General features: G+C 69.4%; 13 protein-coding genes. 9 read left to right on the top strand and 4 right to left on the bottom strand.

Going from position 1 to position 16,929, the window contains the following annotated elements; genetic code table 11:
- Positions 1-456: 456 nt before the first annotated feature.
- The 3 genes from ACYQ2W_RS21445 to ACYQ2W_RS21435 all read right to left on the bottom strand — a co-directional run bounded on the left by ACYQ2W_RS21445 (position 457) and on the right by ACYQ2W_RS21435 (position 4,718).
- Entirely contained in the window at positions 457-2,868 is a 2,412-nt protein-coding gene (locus ACYQ2W_RS21445; protein ID WP_459871974.1) for an ATP-binding protein, read from the bottom strand.
- Positions 2,869-2,995: 127 nt separating this feature from the next.
- Positions 2,996-4,351, bottom strand: a complete 1,356-nt coding sequence (locus ACYQ2W_RS21440; RefSeq protein ID WP_459871971.1) for an ATP-binding protein — start codon at positions 4,349-4,351, stop codon at positions 2,996-2,998.
- A gap of 4 nt (positions 4,352-4,355) precedes the next feature.
- Complete coding sequence (locus ACYQ2W_RS21435) at positions 4,356-4,718, bottom strand: response regulator (protein WP_459871968.1); 363 nt, start codon at positions 4,716-4,718, stop codon at positions 4,356-4,358.
- Between the two features lie 199 nt (positions 4,719-4,917).
- Here ACYQ2W_RS21435 and ACYQ2W_RS21430 point away from each other — a divergent pair, with 199 nt between their 5' ends.
- The 9 genes from ACYQ2W_RS21430 to ACYQ2W_RS21390 all read left to right on the top strand — a co-directional run bounded on the left by ACYQ2W_RS21430 (position 4,918) and on the right by ACYQ2W_RS21390 (position 15,970).
- On the top strand, positions 4,918-5,082 hold the full coding sequence (locus tag ACYQ2W_RS21430; RefSeq protein WP_459871966.1) for a response regulator: 165 nt from the start codon (positions 4,918-4,920) through the stop codon (positions 5,080-5,082).
- A 16-nt stretch (positions 5,083-5,098) separates the two neighbouring features.
- A complete protein-coding gene (locus ACYQ2W_RS21425) occupies positions 5,099-7,015 on the top strand; it encodes an ATP-binding protein (RefSeq protein ID WP_459871963.1) in 1,917 nt (638 codons plus the stop codon).
- A complete protein-coding gene (locus tag ACYQ2W_RS21420) occupies positions 7,012-7,869 on the top strand; it encodes a response regulator (RefSeq protein ID WP_459871960.1) in 858 nt (285 codons plus the stop codon). Before ACYQ2W_RS21425 ends, ACYQ2W_RS21420 begins: the two co-directional genes overlap by 4 nt.
- On the top strand, positions 7,853-8,164 hold the full coding sequence (locus ACYQ2W_RS21415) for a hypothetical protein (RefSeq protein ID WP_459871957.1): 312 nt from the start codon (positions 7,853-7,855) through the stop codon (positions 8,162-8,164). Before ACYQ2W_RS21420 ends, ACYQ2W_RS21415 begins: the two co-directional genes overlap by 17 nt.
- Positions 8,164-9,078 carry an HDOD domain-containing protein gene (locus ACYQ2W_RS21410; protein ID WP_459871954.1) on the top strand — a complete coding sequence of 305 codons (915 nt, stop codon included), beginning with the start codon at positions 8,164-8,166 and terminating at the stop codon, positions 9,076-9,078. Before ACYQ2W_RS21415 ends, ACYQ2W_RS21410 begins: the two co-directional genes overlap by 1 nt.
- Complete coding sequence (nosR, locus tag ACYQ2W_RS21405; protein ID WP_459871952.1) at positions 9,075-10,403, top strand: response regulator c-di-GMP phosphodiesterase, NosR family; 1,329 nt, start codon at positions 9,075-9,077, stop codon at positions 10,401-10,403. The genes ACYQ2W_RS21410 and nosR overlap by 4 nt, the downstream gene beginning before the upstream one ends.
- A gap of 392 nt (positions 10,404-10,795) precedes the next feature.
- Positions 10,796-11,218: a response regulator gene (locus tag ACYQ2W_RS21400; protein ID WP_459871950.1), complete on the top strand. Its 423-nt coding sequence runs from the start codon at positions 10,796-10,798 to the stop codon at positions 11,216-11,218.
- Between the two features lie 13 nt (positions 11,219-11,231).
- Positions 11,232-12,935, top strand: coding sequence for a PAS domain-containing protein (locus tag ACYQ2W_RS21395; protein ID WP_459871948.1), 1,704 nt, complete (start codon positions 11,232-11,234; stop codon positions 12,933-12,935).
- A complete protein-coding gene (locus ACYQ2W_RS21390; RefSeq protein ID WP_459871945.1) occupies positions 12,935-15,970 on the top strand; it encodes a PAS domain S-box protein in 3,036 nt (1,011 codons plus the stop codon). Before ACYQ2W_RS21395 ends, ACYQ2W_RS21390 begins: the two co-directional genes overlap by 1 nt.
- Before the next feature lie 248 nt (positions 15,971-16,218).
- Here ACYQ2W_RS21390 and ACYQ2W_RS21385 read toward each other — a convergent pair.
- On the bottom strand, positions 16,219-16,929 hold a 711-nt coding region (locus ACYQ2W_RS21385), incomplete at its 5' end, for a calcium-binding protein (RefSeq protein WP_459871943.1).

Here is a 16,929-nt window from a genome sequence, read left to right as displayed (position 1 = left end):
AAAGGTCGTCCCGCCCCTTTACCAGGGGCCGGCGCTTGCCGTCGGAAGGGGGTTTGCGGTCTACTGGAGGGGTCGTCGATGGTGGCCTTCCAGAGGGGGCTGCTGCCATCCTGCTGACAAAATGGGGTGTGGTAAAAATGCTACTTTTTTCGCACCAAATCGGTGCGGCCGATTTCGTTCGTAATCAACTGAAAAACAGTAGAAAAGTTATCCACAGGTGGGTCAGAAGGTAAGAGCCGATTGCAGGTGATTGAGACTCGACGATGATGCCTGCTGCCGTAATCAGAAGGTCAACGCCGACATAGCGCGGGCCGTACCCGCTCAATGGATTCCTGGCGCCGTGGCCGATTGAGACCCGAAGCCACATTCCCCTCATACAAACTAAAGAATCCGACGCGAAAAAACGGCGGAGCGGAATCGCCAGATTCCCTCCGCCGTTTTTTCGCGTCGGATTCTTTAGGAACCCACCGGCAACCAGACCCGGAACCGGCTCCCCTTCCCCACCTCGCTCGCCACCTCGATCTCCCCCCGGTGGCGCTGGACGATCCCGTAGGAGAGCGCCAGCCCCAGCCCCGTGCCGCTCCCCACCGGCTTGGTGGTGAAGAAGGGGTCGAAGATCCGCCCCAGGTCCTCCGGGGGGATGCCGCGGCCGCTATCCTCCACCTCCACCCATACCCGCCCCCCCTCGGCCCCGGTGCGCACGGTGATGGTCCCCTGCGCCTCGATGGCGTGGGCGGCATTGACCAGCAGGTTGAGAAACACCTGGCTGATCTGCGACGGCAGGCAGCGGACCGGCGGGATCTCGCCGTACTCCTTGATCACCTCCGCTTTGTATTTGGTCTCGTTGTGGGCGATGTTCAGCGTGCCGTCGAGGTGGCGGTGGAGGTCGGTCACCTCCCACTCGCCGGAGTCCGAACGGGAGAAGTCGCGCAGGTCCTGGACGATCCCCTTCACCCGCTGCGCCCCCTCCAGCGACTCCTCCACCAGCTTCGGGATGTCCTCGCGCAGGTAGGCCGCATCGATCTCCTCCCGGTAGCGCCGCAACTCCGCCAAGCCCTCGGCGTCGGCGGGGAGCGCGGTCTCCAGCCGCTGGTAGCGGTCGAGCAGGCCGAACAGCTCATCGGTGTAGCGGCGCAGGGTGGTCAGGTTGCTGTGCACGTAGCCCACCGGGTTGTTGATCTCGTGGGCCACGCCGGCGGCCAGCTGGCCGATGGAGGCGAGCTTCTCCGACTGCAGCAGTTGCCCCTCCAACTGCTTGCGCTCGCCGACGTCACGCACCAGCGCCAGCATCACCCGCCCCCCTTCCCACTCCACCGGCCCGACCCGCGTCTCGGCGGGATAGGTGGAGCCGTCGCGGCGCCGGCAGACCCCCTCGCAGGTGCCGGCCCCGTCGCGGGTGACCTTGCGCCAGATCTCCTCGACACCGCCCTCCGAACAGCTCTCGGCGACGTCCGCCAGGTTGAGGGTGAGCAGCTCCTCGCGGTGGTAGCCGAACGCCTCCTCGGCGTGGCGGTTGGCGTCGACGATCCGCCCGCGGCGGTCGAACACCAGCAGCGAGTCCACCGCATTGTCCACCAGGGCGCGGAAACGCCGCTCGCTCTCCTCCAGCCGCGCCTGGCGGGTGCGCACCTGCCCCTGCATGTACTCGAAGGTCTCCACCAGCCGGCGCACCTCGCGGATGGTCGGCGTCGGCACCCGGGTGGTGCGCCGGCCGTGGGCCGCCTCCTCCATGGCGGTGGCGACCAGCACCAGGGGGCGGCGCAGGCCGAACTCGAAGGTGACGATGACGGTGAGCAGAAAGAGCGCGATGGCACTGCCGAACAGGCCGATCAGCCACGACAGGCCGCGGGTGGACTCCTCGGCGTCACGCAGCCCCTCGGCGGTCTGCCGCTCCACCCCCCGCTTGAACTCGCCGATCGCCCCCCACAGCCGATCGAACAGCGGGCGGGTCTCGTCGCGCAGCTTGGCCAGATCGCTGCGCCAACGGTCGGAACGGTAGATGTCCATCACCACCGTGAGATTCTGCGCGTAGCGCTGCTGAGCGCCGGCGATCACCTCGAGGGCGGCGCGCTGCTCCAGGCCGAGCCTCCCCGCCTCGGCCAGCGCCTGCAGCCGGGCGAGCAGCTCGTCGGTACGCTGCGCATAGAGTTCCACCCCGCCCTCGGTGCGGCGCATCGCCTCCAGCGGCTGGCCGAAGGCCCCCGAGCGGTTGGCGACGAACATGCGGAACAGCTGGGTCTGCTGGGTGCGGGCGAAGCGCAGCTCCTGGAACAGATCGATCACCTCGGCCTGCGCCACAACGCCTCCCGGCCCCTCGCCCTCGGCGAGCATCCGCCGCCCCTCGTCCAGGGCCACGGTCACCGCGCCGAGGAACGCCTCGTTGTCCGGCGACAGCCGCTCCACCATGTAGGGCATTGCCGGATAACGCAGCTCGGCGTCGCCCATCAGCCGCAACAGCCCATCCACCTGCTCATGCAGTCTCGGCAGCAGCGGGCGCAGGTCGGCCACCGCCCGACCGAACGGGGCGCCCACCTGAGCGGCCGCGGCGATCAACCGCTGCCCCTCCTGCTCCACCACGTCGAGCTGGCGGGTCACCGCCGACTGGCGGGTCGCCTCCAGGGAGAGGGCGGCGTGATAGAGCTGGAACTCCAGGGTCTGCACCGCCTGCTCCAGCGCGTCGGTCCGCCCGCGCAGCCGCTCCTGCCCCCCCAGCGCCCGGGTGTCCCGCGCGATCTGCCGGGCGATCACATCCTGGGTGTACCAGCCGCCCACCCCCAACAACAGGGTCGAGACCACCGCCAAGGCCGCCAGCCGCCCCTTGATGCTGGAGATCAGCGGCAATCCCCGGCCCCCCTGCACTGCGCTCATCGATTCGCCTCCACGGGAGCCAACTCCCCTCAGTACCGACGTCGCCCGAAAAGGTACTCCAACTCCTCCAGGGATTCATCGATGGAGCAGGGTGCCGTCCTCCAGGCGAAACGCGTCGGTGAACGCATCAGGCGTCGACGTCGGCAGGTTTCGCACGGACGATCGGCAACCAGACCTTGAACGAGGTCCCCTCGCCCGGCGAACTGGCCACCTCGATCCGGCCGCCGTGGTTCTGCACAATGCCGTAGGAGACCGCCAGTCCGAGCCCGGTCCCCTTGCCCACCGGCTTGGTGGTGAAGAAGGGGTCGAACAGCTTCTTCAGGTTCTCCGCCTCGATGCCGCGGCCGTCGTCGGCGACCTCCACCCACACCCACTCCCCCTCGCGTCCGCTGCGCACGGTGATCCGCCCGCGCGTCTCGATCGCCTGGGCGGCGTTGACCAGCAGGTTCATGAAGACCTGGTTGAGCTGGGGCAGGACGCACTCCACCTCCGGCAGATCGCCGTACTCTCGCACCACCTCGGCTTTGTACTTCAGCTCGTTGTGGACCACGTTGAGGGTCGAGTCGAGCCCCTTGTGGAGGTCCGCCGGGGCGAACGTCATCTCGCCCACCCGGGAGAAGTCCTTGAGGTCGGCAACGATCTTCTTGACCCGCTCCACCCCCTCGTCAGACTCCGCCAGCAGATTGGTGACGTCCTCCTTGAGGAAGTCGAAGTCGACCCGCCGTTTGGTGCCGCGGATCCGCTCCAGCGCCGACGGATCGGCCAGCGCCCCCTCCGCCGCCTCGTAGGTGGCGAGCAGTTGAAACAGCTCGTCCAGGTAGCCCTTCAGGGTATTGAGGTTGGAGGAGATGTAGCCCACCGGGTTGTTGATCTCGTGGGCCACGCCGGCCGCCAACTGGCCGATGGTGGCCAGCTTCTCCGACTGCAGCAGTTGCACGTGGGCCTGCTGGAGCTTCTCGATCAGCTCCCGCTGACGCGCCTCCGCCGCCTTCCGCTCGGTGATGTCCTGGAAGGCGGTGACCACGCCGATCGCCTCGCCGCCGGAGTGAACCGGGTTGACGATGTAGGAGACCGGAAAGGCGCTGCCGTCCTTGCGCACGAAGACCACGTCCTCGCCGCGGCGCGCCTCACCGTCGCGCCGCGAGAGCAGCTCCGGGCACTGCGCTGCCGGGACCGCGGTTCCCTCGTGAAGGTGGATGGTGGTGTGCAGGTCGCGCCCGGCCAGCTCCTCCTCCCGCCAGCCGAGCAGCCGCTCCGCCTCCGGGTTGACGAACACCAGCCGCCCCTCCTGGTCGGTCATCACGATCCCCTCGCCCACCGCCGCGGTGATGCTGCGCAGCCACACGGAGGCCTCGTGAAGCTCGTCGACGGTGCGCTTGAGATCGCGGGCATAGAGGGCGAGCTGGGACTCCGCCAGCTCCAGTTGACGTTGCACGTCCGGCGACGGCCCCGCGGCATCGCGCTCCGGTAGCGTCGGTTTCATCGTCTTACCCGAGCAACGACCGCACCACCGAAATCAGCTCCAGCGGGCTGAAGGGCTTGGTCAGGTAGGCCGCCACGCCGAGTTCCATCCCCCGCCCCCGCGCCAACTCCCCCGCCCGGGCGGTCAGCATCACCACCGGGATCGCGGCCGTGGACGGGTCGTCCCGCATCGCCTCCAGCACCTCGATACCGCTCATCCCCGGCATCATCCAATCGAGCAACACCAGATCGGGACACTCCTCACGCACCCGGGTCAACGCCTCCTCCCCGTCGCCACTTTCCAGGATGCGGTAGGCCGGATCCTCCAGGGTGACGCGTACCAGCGTGCGCAGGGTCTCTTCGTCGTCGGCGATCAAGATGGATTTCATCGAATGCACTCGTTCGGATGGCTGTTCCAGCGGGGGAGGTTTTCGACCCGACGTCCGACAGGGAAGCAGCGCAATGAACACCCTTCTCCCGTCATCCCTATGGATAGTCCACCGCCCCCCCGCTGTCACCCAAACGGCGGGAGGACGGCGGGAGGACGGCGGTGAACTATAGTTTTTGCAAAAATACAGAGTACCCGAAATGGATCGCACCCTGCTCCCGGTCGACGACGGACCCAACGGGTTGACCGCCCCCGCGCGCAGCCTACGCAAGGAGAGCCACCGGGTCATCACCGCCACCAGCGGCGCCGAAGGGCTGAAGCAGTTGGCCGAACTGCTCGCCGAGGACGCGCGACTCTCGCGGTAGCGTCGGCGCGAACCCGATGACTCCCACCGCTCACCGCCCCCCCACCAATCCCGCGGATGAACCCCTCGCCCCGCTGCTCCGCCTCGGCCGCCTGCTCACCGCCCAGCGTCCCGACACCTCCCTCTACCAGGAGCTGCTCGAATATCTGCTCGACACCTTCGGCGCGGCCAGCGGCTCGCTTACCATCGCCGACAATGAGGCGGAGATCTTCACCTTCCTGGCGGTGGTCGGCCTCCCCCGCGAGCTGCTCGGCACGATGATTCCCGCCGACCACGGCATCCTCGGCTGGGTCGCCCGCAGCGGCCGTCCGCTGCTGCTCGACGGCGACGCCGACGACCACCCCGAGCTGGCGGCGCTGCCCCGCGACATCCGCGCCCACCGCCCCCACTCCGCCATCTGCTGGCCGCTGCGGGTGGGCAGCGAGGTGATCGGCCTGGTCAGCCTCAACCGCCCGCCGGGCGTCCCTCCCTTCACCCGCGAGACGCTCGACCACGGCAGCGACCTGATGAGTCTGGTCACCGTGCTGATCGAGAACATCCGCCTGCACATCCGCTCCACCGCCTACCTCGGCCAGGTGCGCGAGGAGGGGCGGCGCCAGGTGATCCTCGCCGAGGCCCGCGCCTGGGCCTACGAGGCCCAGGAGTCCCTCGGCGAGCGGGAGGGGTGGCGACACTTCGAGCAGCAGTCGCTGTTCCACGCCTGCAAGCTGGTGGGGGCCGAAGCGGGCCGACTGCTGCTCTTCGACGACGGAGAGACCCCGCCACGGGAGGAGACGGTGGACGCCGGAAACAACGCGGGGCTGCTCTCCCGGCTGCCGCGGAGCCGGGAGTTCGCCCGCCGCCTGCTGTCCCGGGAGGGAGCCCCGATGGTCATCAGCGACCCCGCCGCCCACCCCCTCATCGCCCCCCTGCTGCCCCCCGGGGCGGCCGCGCCGCCGCTGCTCGCCGCACCGATCCCCCACCCGCAGGGAGCCACCGGCATCCTCTACCTGGGCGGCGCCCGCGGCGGCACCTTCGGCGTCGAGGACGAGGTGGCGATCCACCTCTTCGCCCTCGACCTGGGGCGCGCCCTGGAGCGCCACGCCCTGGTGAAACGGCTGAGCGAGACCAACCACCAGTTGGAGCGGGAGAAGGGCCGGCACCTGGCGGTGATCGAGCGGCTGAGCACCACCCACAACCGTCTGGTGGAAGCGGAGAAGATGGCCTCGGTCGGTCAACTGGCGGCGGGGCTCGCCCACGAGCTCAACACCCCGCTGGGCTACCTGCGCTCCAACCTGGAGAGCCTCAAGCGCTACTGCGACCTGCTGCTCGCCCGCGCCACCTTCGACGCCGCCGCGGACGACGAGCTGGACTATGCGAAGGAGGACCTGCCGTCGCTCCTCGAGGAGAGCCGCGACGGCCTGGAGAGGATGCACCGGATCGTCGGCGGGCTGCGCGACTTCTCCCGCGTCGACGACGAGGGCGAGCACTGGGAGGCGGTGGATCTGCGCCACGAACTGGAGGGCGTGATCGCCCTGATCGCCCCACAGTTTCCCGCCGGGGTGCGGATCGAGCGCCGCTACGGCACGGCACCGCCGGTCCCGGCGATGGCCGCGCGCATCCATCAGGCGTTCATGGCGATCATCATCAACGCCGTCCAGGCCATGGGAGAAAAGGGGGTGCTCACCTTCAGCAGCGGCGAGGACCCCGGCGGCGGCGCCTGGGTGGCGATCGCCGACGACGGCCCGGGGATCCCCGCCGAGCACCTCGGGCGCATCTTCGAACCCTTCTACACCACCAAGCCGGTCGGCACGGGCACCGGCCTCGGCCTGTCGCTCGCCTACGGTGTGATCCACCACCACCACGGTACCGTCGACGTGGCCAGCGAAACCGGCCGGGGTACCACCTTCACCCTCCACCTGCCGGCTCACGCCGCCAACGAAGCACAACGATGAACGATCCAGGCGACACCGCCCGCCCACCACAGCGCACCCTGCTGCTGGTCGACGACGAACCCAACATTCTCTCCGCCCTGACCCGCCTGCTGCGCCGCGACGGCTACCGCATCCTGCGCGCCGGCGGCGGTGGCGAGGGGCTGGAGCTGCTGAAAGAGGAGAGCGTGGGGGTGATCGTCTCCGATCAGCGGATGCCCGAGATGACCGGTATCGAATTCCTCAGCGAGGTGAGACAGCGCTATCCGGAAACGGTGCGCCTGGTCCTCTCCGGCTACACCGACCTGAAGTCGGTCACCGACGCGATCAACAAGGGGGAGGTCTACAAGTTCCTCACCAAGCCGTGGGAGGACGATCTGCTGCGCACCAACGTCGCCGACGCCTTCGAGCACTACGAGTTGAAGGAGGAGAACCGGCGGCTCACCGCCGACCTGCAACGGGCCAACCGGGAGCTGGAGGAGGTCAACCACGATCTCGCACGGCGGGTCGAGGAGCAGACCCGCGAACTGATGCTCAATCTGCGCACCCTGCAGGTCTCCCAGGAGGCCCTGGAGTATCTGCCGGTGGCGGTGATCGGGGTGGCCGACGATGGTCTCGTCGCCATCGCCAACCGCCGCGCCCACCAGCTCCTCGGCGCCCGAGACGGGTGTCTGATCGGCGAGTCCATGGAGCAGACCCTGCCACCCGGTCTGATCGGGATGATCGGTCGTGGCGGTGACGGCAAACGGCGGATCGAGCTGCCCGACGGAAAGCTGGCCGACCTCTGGATCCATCGTCTGGGTGCCCGTTCCGCGGGTGCCGGAATCATCGCCGTACTGGCCGGTCACGAGGAGACGCTCGATGCGCACCACCCTTGACTGCGCCCGGCTGAAGCCGGGGATGCGCCTCGGCGCCGACGCCCGGGACCGGCGCGGCCGCTGCCTGCTGCGCGAGGGGACCGCGCTGACCGACACCCTGATCGACGAGCTGCGCCGGCGCGACGTCCGCCGGGTCTGCATCGCCCGCGACGAGACCCGCAGCGAAGAGGAGCTGGCCGCTCGCCGGCAGGCGCTGACCCGGCACATCCGCCATCTGTTCCGCTACCTCGCCGACGATCCGCTGATGGACGAGCTGCAACGGGTGATCCTCGACCACCGCATGAGGGTGTTGTGATGGACCGCCTGCTGAGCCCGCGCGAACCCGCCGACGAGGCGCCCGCCGCCGGCGTCGGCTTCGACGTCGCGGCGGCGCTCGACCGACTGCAACGGCTGCCGTCGCTGTCGCTGGTCGCCCTGGAGATCCTGCGCCACCTGGAGGACCCCGGAATCGATGCCCGCCGGCTGGGCGGGATGATCGCCCGCGACCAGGGGATTGCCGCCGCCGTCCTCAAACTGGCCAACTCCGCCTTCTTCGGCGTCTCCCGCCGCATCGCCACCATCGCCGACGCCATCGTCGTCCTCGGCTTCCACAGCACCCGCTCGCTGATCCTCGCCACCACCTTCATCGAGCGCTTCCCGATCACCGCCAACGGCTACGACCGCACCGCCTTCTGGCGTCACGCCATCGGCACCGGGGTGTGCGCCAAAGTCCTCGCCCAGCGCCTCGGCCACAACGGCGAGGAGGCCTTCGCCGCCGGCCTGCTCCACGACATCGGCCGGCTGGTGCTCGACGTCTGCTTCCCCGACGAGCTGACCAGCGTGCTCGAGACCCGCACCCGCCAGGCGTGCCCGCTGATCGCCGCCGAACGGGCGGTGCTCGGCTTCGACCACGCCTGGCTCGGCGAACAGTTGGCCCGCCGCTGGCAACTGCCGGCGACGATGCAGCAGGCGATCGGCCGTCACCACCGGCCGGATGACGAGGAGCCGGCGCCCCGGGTCGACGTGGTCCACTTGGCCAACGTGCTCAGCCACGCCCTGGAGCTGGATGGCAGCGGCGATCCGGTGCCGCCGCTCGCCGCCGGCGCCTGGCAGCGGCTGGGACTCGGCTTCGACACCCTCGCCACCCTGCTGCCGGAGATCGAGCAGCTCAACGGCCACCTCAACCTGATGCTGGAGACCGCCCCGGAGACGGAGGAGAGCGCGACATGAATGATGAGAAGCCGGTCACGCTGCTGTTGGTGGACGACGAACCCAACATCCTGCGCGCCCTGACCCGCGCCCTGCGCCCGTTGGGCATGCGGGTGGTCACCGCCGCCAACGGCCGCGAGGGGCTGGAGCGGCTCGCCGAGGAGCGCGTGGAGCTGATCATCTCCGACATGCGCATGCCGGAGATGGACGGCGCCGAATTCCTCAAGCAGGCCGCCGAGCGCGCCCCCGACACCATACGCATCCTGCTCACCGGCTATGCCGACCTCAGCTCGACCATCGCCGCGGTCAACCAAGGCCGCATCTACCGCTACCTGAGCAAGCCGTGGGAGGACAACGACCTGCGGATCACCGTCCAGCACGCCCTCGAGCGGCACCGGCTGGAGCAGGAACAGCGCCGCCTCACGCTGTTGATCCACCGCCGCAACAAGGAGCTGCAGGAGCTCAACGAAGCCCTGGAGGCGCGGGTGCAGGAGCGCACTGCCAAGATCCGGCTGGCCGCCGAGCATCTGCAGCGGACCCATCGGCGGCTCGAAGAGAGCTTCTCCGCCTCCATCCACATCCTCTCCCACCTCGCCTCCTCGCGCGAGGGAGGGCAGCTCGGAGCGCAGGGGAGTCACAGCCGGCGGGTCGCCGAGCAGGCGCGGGAGATCGGCGAGATGCTCGGCCTCAACGAGGAGCAGGCACGCACCGTCTACCACGCCGGACTGCTCCACGACATCGGCAAGCTGGGCCTCCCCGACCGGCTGATCGCCCGCCCCTTCGAGGGACTCTCGCCGGAAGAGCGCAAACGGGTCGCCGCCCACCCGCTGCTCGGCCAGGCGGCGCTGCTCGCCCTCGACGCCCTGGAGCCCGCCGCCGCCCTGATCCGCGCCCACCACGAGCGGTGGGACGGCGGCGGCTACCCCGACGGCCTGGCCGGCGAGGAGATCCCCCTCGGCGCGCGCATCCTGGCGGTGCCCAACGAGTACGACGCCCTGCTGTTGGGCACCCTGCGCGCGGAGCCCTTCACCCCGGAGCAGGCCCGCGACTACATCGAGCGGGAGAGCGGACGACGCTACGACCCACGGGTGGTGGAGATGTTCCTGATGCTGTGGAACGGCGAGGAGCGGAAAACCGCGGCCGCCCCCATCACCGAGGTGGCGCTCACCTCCGGCCAGCTCACCCCGGAGATGGAACTCTCCCGCGACCTGTTCAACCACCATGGGCTGATGCTGCTGCCCAAGGGCCGCCGGCTGGATCTGGAGACCATCGCCAAGATCCTCAAGTTCGAGCGCGACGAGGGGCAGCCCTACACCCTCCATGTACGCAACCCGGAGTACCGATGACGCCGGACATCCGACGAAGGACAGGCCGGAATCGGGCGGGATTTTCAGGCCGGAGCGCGGAAGTGACCGTCCGCGCCCTGCCAGCCTCGACTAAAGTTATCCATGACGACCGCCCCACCGCCGGCACGCCCTCTCCTGTAGGAGCGGCCCCGAGGCCGCGATCGGGGCGGAGTGAAGCGCCTCGAATTCAACCGGCGGCAGGGGCGCCACCGCGGCCCGAGGGCCGCTCCCGGGAGCCTGTCGGACTATGGGGGATCGAGTCGCGGGAGGGCAGGGCCGCCATCCCGCTTTCGCGGCCGATTCATCCATAGTCCGACAGGCCCCTACAGAGGGACCGTCCGGCACCAACCGACCCACGCGTCCCTCCAACCCAAAGTCACCGGACATTAACGATGACCGAACCCGACCCAACCAAGAACAACCACAAGACCATTCTCTGCATCGACGACGAACCCAACGTATTGGCCGCGGTGCGCCGGGTGCTGCGCCCGCTGGCGTTCGAGGTGATCACCGTCACCTCGGGAACCGAGGCGCTGGAGGTCGCCCGCCTGGTGCCGCCGGACCTGGTCATCCTCGACCTCTTCATGCCGGAGATGGACGGCTACGAAACCCTCAAGGGGCTGCGCGCCCTGGGACTGGAGGAGGTGCCGGTGGTGATGCTCACCGGCGACCCCGACATCCTCCGCGGGTACGCCGAAGGGGCGACCTACTACATCCCCAAGCCGTTCCACAACGAATATCTGCTGAACATCGTCGAATACCTGATCGGCGACCCCTCGCCGGAGCGCCGTACCTGGCTCGAGGTCAATCTGTAACGGGAGCCGCGACGTGAAGATCCTGAAGCGGCTCGCCGCCATCGCCGAGGAGGCCGAGGACGCCGTCTTCGCCATCGACCACGAGGGGCGCTACCTGCTCGCCAATCGCGCCGGCGAGCGGATCACCGGCCGCCCGCACCGCGAGATCCTCGGTCTCACCAACCGCGACCTGTTCCCCACCGAACAGGCGGCGGCCCTCGACGCCGACGACCGGCGGGTGATGGAGGGCGGACGCATCGTCACCTTCGAGGAGCGGGTCGACACCCCCGACGGCCAGCGGGTCTTCCTCACCACCAAGGGACCGCTGGTCGACACCAACGGACGCCCCGTCGGCGTCTTCGGCATCGTCCGCGACATCACCGAGAGCAAGCAGACCGAACGGGCGCTGCGCGAAAGCGAGAACCGCTACCGCGCCCTGGTCGAACAGTCCTTGGCCGGCATCTACATCATCCAGGACGGCTACCTGCGTTACGTCAACCGCGGCTTCGCCACGACATTCGGCTACAACGCGCCGGAGGAGCTGATCGACCGGGTGACGATCCTCGAACTGATCGCCCCGGAGGAGCGTGAGCGGGTGGCGGAGAACATCCGTCGGCGGGTGGAGGGCGAAATCGAAGACATCCACTACACCGTCAACGCCGTACGCCGCGACGGCCGCCCGATCACCGTCGAGGTCCACGGCCGGGCCTTCGACTACCGCGGGGCGCCGGCGGTGATCGGCCTGCTCCTCGACGTCTCCTCACGCAAAGCGGCCGAGGACGCCCTGCGCCAGAGCGAGCTGCGCCTACACGACATCGTCAACGTCTCCGCCGACTGGATCTGGGAGGTGGACACCCGCGGGGTCTACACCTACGCCTCGGAGAGCGTCCGCGACCTGCTCGGCTACAGCGCCGAGGAGATCGTGGGCCAGACCCCGTTCGACCTGATGCCGGCGGAAGAGGCGGAACGGATACGCAACGAATTCCTCGCCATAATCGAACGGCGCGAGCCGTTCTGCGACCTGGAGAACACCAACCGCCACAAGGACGGCAGCCTGCGCTGCGTCTCCACCAACGGCATGCCGTTCTTCGACGAGGCCGGCGAACTGATCGGCTACCGCGGGCTCGACCGCGACATCACCGAGCGCCGGCAGGCGGAAGCGGCGTTGCGCGACAGCGAGGCGCGCTACCGCACGCTGCTCACCCACGCCGCCGACGCGGTGTTCATCGCCGACCCCCGCGGGCACTACACCTACGTCAACCACCGCGCCTGCGAACTGCTCGGCTACCGCACCGACGAGCTGCTCGCATTGACCATCGCCGACCTCGCCCCGCCACAGGAGCTGGAGAGCACCCGGGAGCGGTTCACCGAGCTGGCCGAGCGGGGCCAGTTGCGCACCGAACTCAACCTGCGGTGCAAGGACGGCCGCGAGGTCCCGGTGGAGCTCAACGCGGCACGACTGCCCGACGGCAACTACTTCGGCGCCTGCCGCGACATCACCGAACGCAAACACGCGGAGCAGATGCTGCGCCGCCAGGCCGACGAACTGCGCACCCGCAACGAGGAGCTGGAGCGTTTCAACCGGGTCACTGTCGGCCGCGAGCTGCGCATGGTGGAGCTGAAGCAGGAGGTCAACGCCCTCGCCCGCGAACTGGGCCGCCCCCCGCCCTACGCCCTGGAATTCCTCGATCCTGCACCGGCGGAGCGGGGGCGGGCCATCGACGAGGAGACGCCGTAATGAACCGACACGGCCCGCCCCGCAGCGACGACCTCCGGGACGACCTCCGGGACGACCACACCCGGGACGAGGGGCCACTGGCGATCCTGCTGATCGACGGCAACCCCGCCGACCTCGCCCGGCTGGAACGCCACTTGGCGCACAGTGCCCTGCCGGCCGAACTGCAACGCATCGAAACCCCCGAGACGCTGGAGCAGGCACTGACCGGCGAGTGGCAGCTGGTGCTCGCCGAATTCACCGTACCCGGGATGGATTTCCACCACACCCTGGAACGTATCCACCAGCGACGGCCGGAGCTGCCGGTGATCCTGCTGTGCGGACCGATCGGCGAGGAACAGGCGGTGGAGCTGCTCCACGCGGGGGTCGCCGACGTGGTGCTGAAAGAGAACCTGAGCCGCCTCGGCCGGGCGATCCAGCGCGCCCTCGGCCGGGCGCGGGAGCGGCACACCCGCGACGCCGAGGCACAGGCGCTGCGCGCCGACCAGGCCGCCACCCTGATCGAGCAACGGCGGGCGCGGCTCGCCGCCCTCAACCTGATGGAGGACGCGATCGCCGCCCGCCGGCGCGCCGAGACCGCCCAGCAGGCACTGCGCGAATCGGAGGCCAAATACCGGCTGCTCGCCGAGAACGCCGCCGACTGGATCTTCTGGACCGGCGCAGACGGCCGTCTGCGCTACGCCTCGCCGGCCTGCGAGGCGATCACCGGCCACCCCCCCGAGGCCTTTCTCGCCGACCCCGGCCTGATGGAACGGCTGATCCACCCGGACGACCGCGCCGCCTACCGCGGGCACCTCGATGACGAGCACCACACCGACGACGGCGAACTGGACTTCCGCCTGCTCCACCGCGACGGCTCCACCCGCTGGATCAGCCACCGCTGCGCACCGCTCCACGACGAGCACGGCGCCTTCCTCGGCCGCCACGGCACCCATCGCGACATCACCGAGCGCAAGAGCGCCGAGGAGGAGCTGAGCCGGCTCTCCCAGGTGGTGGAGCAGAGTCCGGAATCGATCATCATCACCGACCTCGAAGGGCGCATCGAATACGTCAACGAGGCCTTCGTCCGCACCACCGGCTACGGCCGCAGGGAAGTGCGCGGGCGCAACCCCAACCTGCTCGGCTCCGGGCACACCCCACCGCAGACCTACGCCGAACTGTGGGCGACGCTGCACCGCGGCCACAGCTGGAAGGGGGAGTTTCACAACCGACGCCGCGACGACGAGGAGTACGTCGAGTCGGCGGTGATCAGCCCGCTGCGCCGCCCCGACGGCACCATCACCCACTACGTCGCCGCCCAGGAGGACATCACCGAGCGCAAACACCTCGGCGAGGAGCTGGAGCGTCACCGCCAGCACCTGGAGGAGCTGGTCGCCGAGCGCACCGGGCAGCTCGCCGAGGCGCGCGAACGAGCCGAGGAGGCGAACCGCGCGAAGAGCGAATTCCTGGCCAACATGAGCCACGAGATCCGCACCCCGATGAACGCCATCGTCGGCCTCACCCACCTGGTGCGCCGGGAGCTGATCGGCGAGCGCGAGCGCCAGCGCCTGGAGAAGATCGACGACGCGGCCCGCCACCTGCTGTCGATCGTCAACGACATCCTCGACCTCTCCAAGATCGAGGCGGGCAAGCTGCAACTGGAGGAGGAGGACTTCTCGCTCGACGGGCTGCTCGACCACGTCCGCTCGCTGATCACCGACGCCGCCCGAGCCAAGGACCTGAGCGTCAGCGTCGAACACCACGCCCTCCCCCCCTGGCTGCGCGGCGACCCCACCCGCATGCGCCAGGCGCTGCTCAACTTCGCCGGCAACGCGGTCAAGTTCACCGAACGGGGCGGGCGGATCACCCTGCGCGCCCGCCTGCTGGAGGAGCGCGCCGACGGGCTGGCGGCGCGCTTCGAGGTGGAGGACGACGGCATCGGCATTCCGGCGGAACGGCTGGGCGCGCTGTTCACCCCCTTCGAACAGGTGGACGCCTCCACCACCCGCCGCTACGGCGGCACCGGCCTGGGACTGGCGATTACCCGCCACCTGGCGCAGATGATGGGCGGCGAGGCCGGCGTCGAGAGCGAGCCGGGAAGGGGCAGTACTTTCTGGTTCACCGCCGTGCTGGCCCGCGGCCAGGGTGCCGCTCCCCCCGCCGCCACCCACCGGCCGGCCGCCGACCAGGAGCTGCGCCGCTGCCACGGCGGCCACCGCCTGCTGCTGGTGGAGGACAACCCGGTCAACCGCGAGGTAGCCCTTGATCTGTTGCGCTCGGTGGGGCTGGAGGTGGAGACCGCCGAGAACGGCCGCGAGGCGGTGGAACGCTGCGCCGCCGAGACCTTCGCACTGGTGCTGATGGACATCCAGATGCCGGTGATGGACGGTCTCACCGCCACCCGCGCGATCCGCGCCCTGCCGGGGTGGGCGGAGCGGCCGATCCTGGCGATGACCGCCAACGCCTTCGCCGAAGACCGCCGCGCCTGCCTGGACGCGGGGATGAACGACTTCGTCGCCAAGCCGGTGGAGCCGCAGCGGCTGTTCGCCACCCTCGCCAATTGGCTGCCCTGTACCGAGACGGCTACCGAGCCGGCGACCGAACAGGCGGCCGCCCCGATCACCACCACACCCGGCGTGCCGAGCGAACCCACCGTTGCCCCTACTGCGGCCCGGGTCAACGCCACCCTGCACCGGCTGAAGCAGCTCCCCGGGATGGACCCGGTGCGCGGCGTCGCCACCCTGCTCGGGCGCAAGGAGAAGTTCGTCAGCCTGCTCGGTCGCTTCGTCGCCGGCCACCTCGGCGATGCCGAAAGGATCAGCGAGCGGCTGCGCGCCGGGGACGCCGCCGAGGCGCGACGACTGGCCCACAACCTCAAGGGGGTGGCGGCCACCCTTGGCGCCGACGGCGTGGCCGCCACCGCCGCCCGCGTCCAGACCCTCATCGAGGCCGCGGAAGGCCCCGACCCGCAGCGGATCGCCCCGCTACTGGAGGAGATCGAGTACACCCTCGGCGCCCTCGCGGAGATCCTCGAACTGCCCACCGGCGAAGACCCCTGAGGCCGCAACACCGCGATTCCTCCCCCGGCGGCGCATCCGACCACTCGGACCCGCCGAAGGACCCCGCACTTGGGCAGTTCCACCCGACACGGTGCCCGCAGGGCACCCTATAGGGCGCCCCGCGGGCGCCGTACTCAACGGATCTACCGCTCCTCAAGCTGCCGCCGCCGTATCCGACTGCCCAGGCCCGCCGAAGCGAAGTTCGATCTCGAGCGGTTCCCTCCGCAGCGCCCTACGAAAACGCCCTCCTACGCCGCCTGCCAAGCCTGCGCGATCACCGCCTCCACCTCGTTGGGCCGTTGCGCCAACGCCTCGTCCCAACTCAGCCCACTCTCGGCGCTGAAACCGGCCATCGCCTGGATCAGCTGATCCACTTGGCTGTTGACCAGCACACTGCCATCGCCAGCAACCAGCGCCTCAACCCCCTGGCCACCGTCGCCGAACCACCCCGACACCACCACCCGATCGGAAGAGTCGGCCAGCGTGACCAGCAGGTCATTGCCGTTCTGACTCAACACCAGGTCGAAGGGATCGATGTCGACGTCGAACACCAGGCGGTCTTCCCCGGAGGCCCCGCCCTGCTCAATCAGGGTGTCACGACCGTCACCACGGGCGAACAGGTAGGTGTCGCTGCCCTCGCCGCCAGCCAATGTGTCGGAGCCGCTGCCGCCGACAATCACGTCGTCGCCGCTGGAGCCGGTCACCGTATCGTTGCCGCCGCCGGCATCGATCCGCGCAATGTTCATCACCTCGGTACCGCTCAGGTCGATCACATTGCCGCCGCCGGTGCCGGCGATCACGTTGAACCCCTCACCGCCGTCGATCCGCTCCACCGTGTTCTCGCCGGTGTAACGGTGGACGCGGATGGTGTCATCGCCCTCACCGCCGAGCACCTGGTCGAAGCCCTCACCACCGGTGAAGCTGTCGTAACCACCGTCGGTTCCCTCTACCACGAAGGT

It is taken from the genome of Endothiovibrio diazotrophicus (assembly GCF_054657215.1).
The sequence above is the reverse complement of the archived record's forward strand: the minus strand, read 5'-3'. Positions and strand labels throughout refer to the sequence as shown.

What these genes read in the sequence shown, in the direction of transcription:
- ACYQ2W_RS21445 (WP_459871974.1), bottom strand. Translation starts at nt 2,868, where the DNA reads ATGAGCGCAGTGCAGGGGGGCCGGGGATTGCCGCTGATCTCCAGCATC.
- ACYQ2W_RS21440 (WP_459871971.1), bottom strand. Translation starts at nt 4,351, where the DNA reads ATGAAACCGACGCTACCGGAGCGCGATGCCGCGGGGCCGTCGCCGGAC.
- ACYQ2W_RS21435 (WP_459871968.1), bottom strand. Translation starts at nt 4,718, where the DNA reads ATGAAATCCATCTTGATCGCCGACGACGAAGAGACCCTGCGCACGCTG.
- ACYQ2W_RS21430 (WP_459871966.1), top strand. Translation starts at nt 4,918, where the DNA reads ATGGATCGCACCCTGCTCCCGGTCGACGACGGACCCAACGGGTTGACC.
- ACYQ2W_RS21425 (WP_459871963.1), top strand. Translation starts at nt 5,099, where the DNA reads ATGACTCCCACCGCTCACCGCCCCCCCACCAATCCCGCGGATGAACCC.
- ACYQ2W_RS21420 (WP_459871960.1), top strand. Translation starts at nt 7,012, where the DNA reads ATGAACGATCCAGGCGACACCGCCCGCCCACCACAGCGCACCCTGCTG.
- ACYQ2W_RS21415 (WP_459871957.1), top strand. Translation starts at nt 7,853, where the DNA reads ATGCGCACCACCCTTGACTGCGCCCGGCTGAAGCCGGGGATGCGCCTC.
- ACYQ2W_RS21410 (WP_459871954.1), top strand. Translation starts at nt 8,164, where the DNA reads ATGGACCGCCTGCTGAGCCCGCGCGAACCCGCCGACGAGGCGCCCGCC.
- nosR (WP_459871952.1), top strand. Translation starts at nt 9,075, where the DNA reads ATGAATGATGAGAAGCCGGTCACGCTGCTGTTGGTGGACGACGAACCC.
- ACYQ2W_RS21400 (WP_459871950.1), top strand. Translation starts at nt 10,796, where the DNA reads ATGACCGAACCCGACCCAACCAAGAACAACCACAAGACCATTCTCTGC.
- ACYQ2W_RS21390 (WP_459871945.1), top strand. Translation starts at nt 12,935, where the DNA reads ATGAACCGACACGGCCCGCCCCGCAGCGACGACCTCCGGGACGACCTC.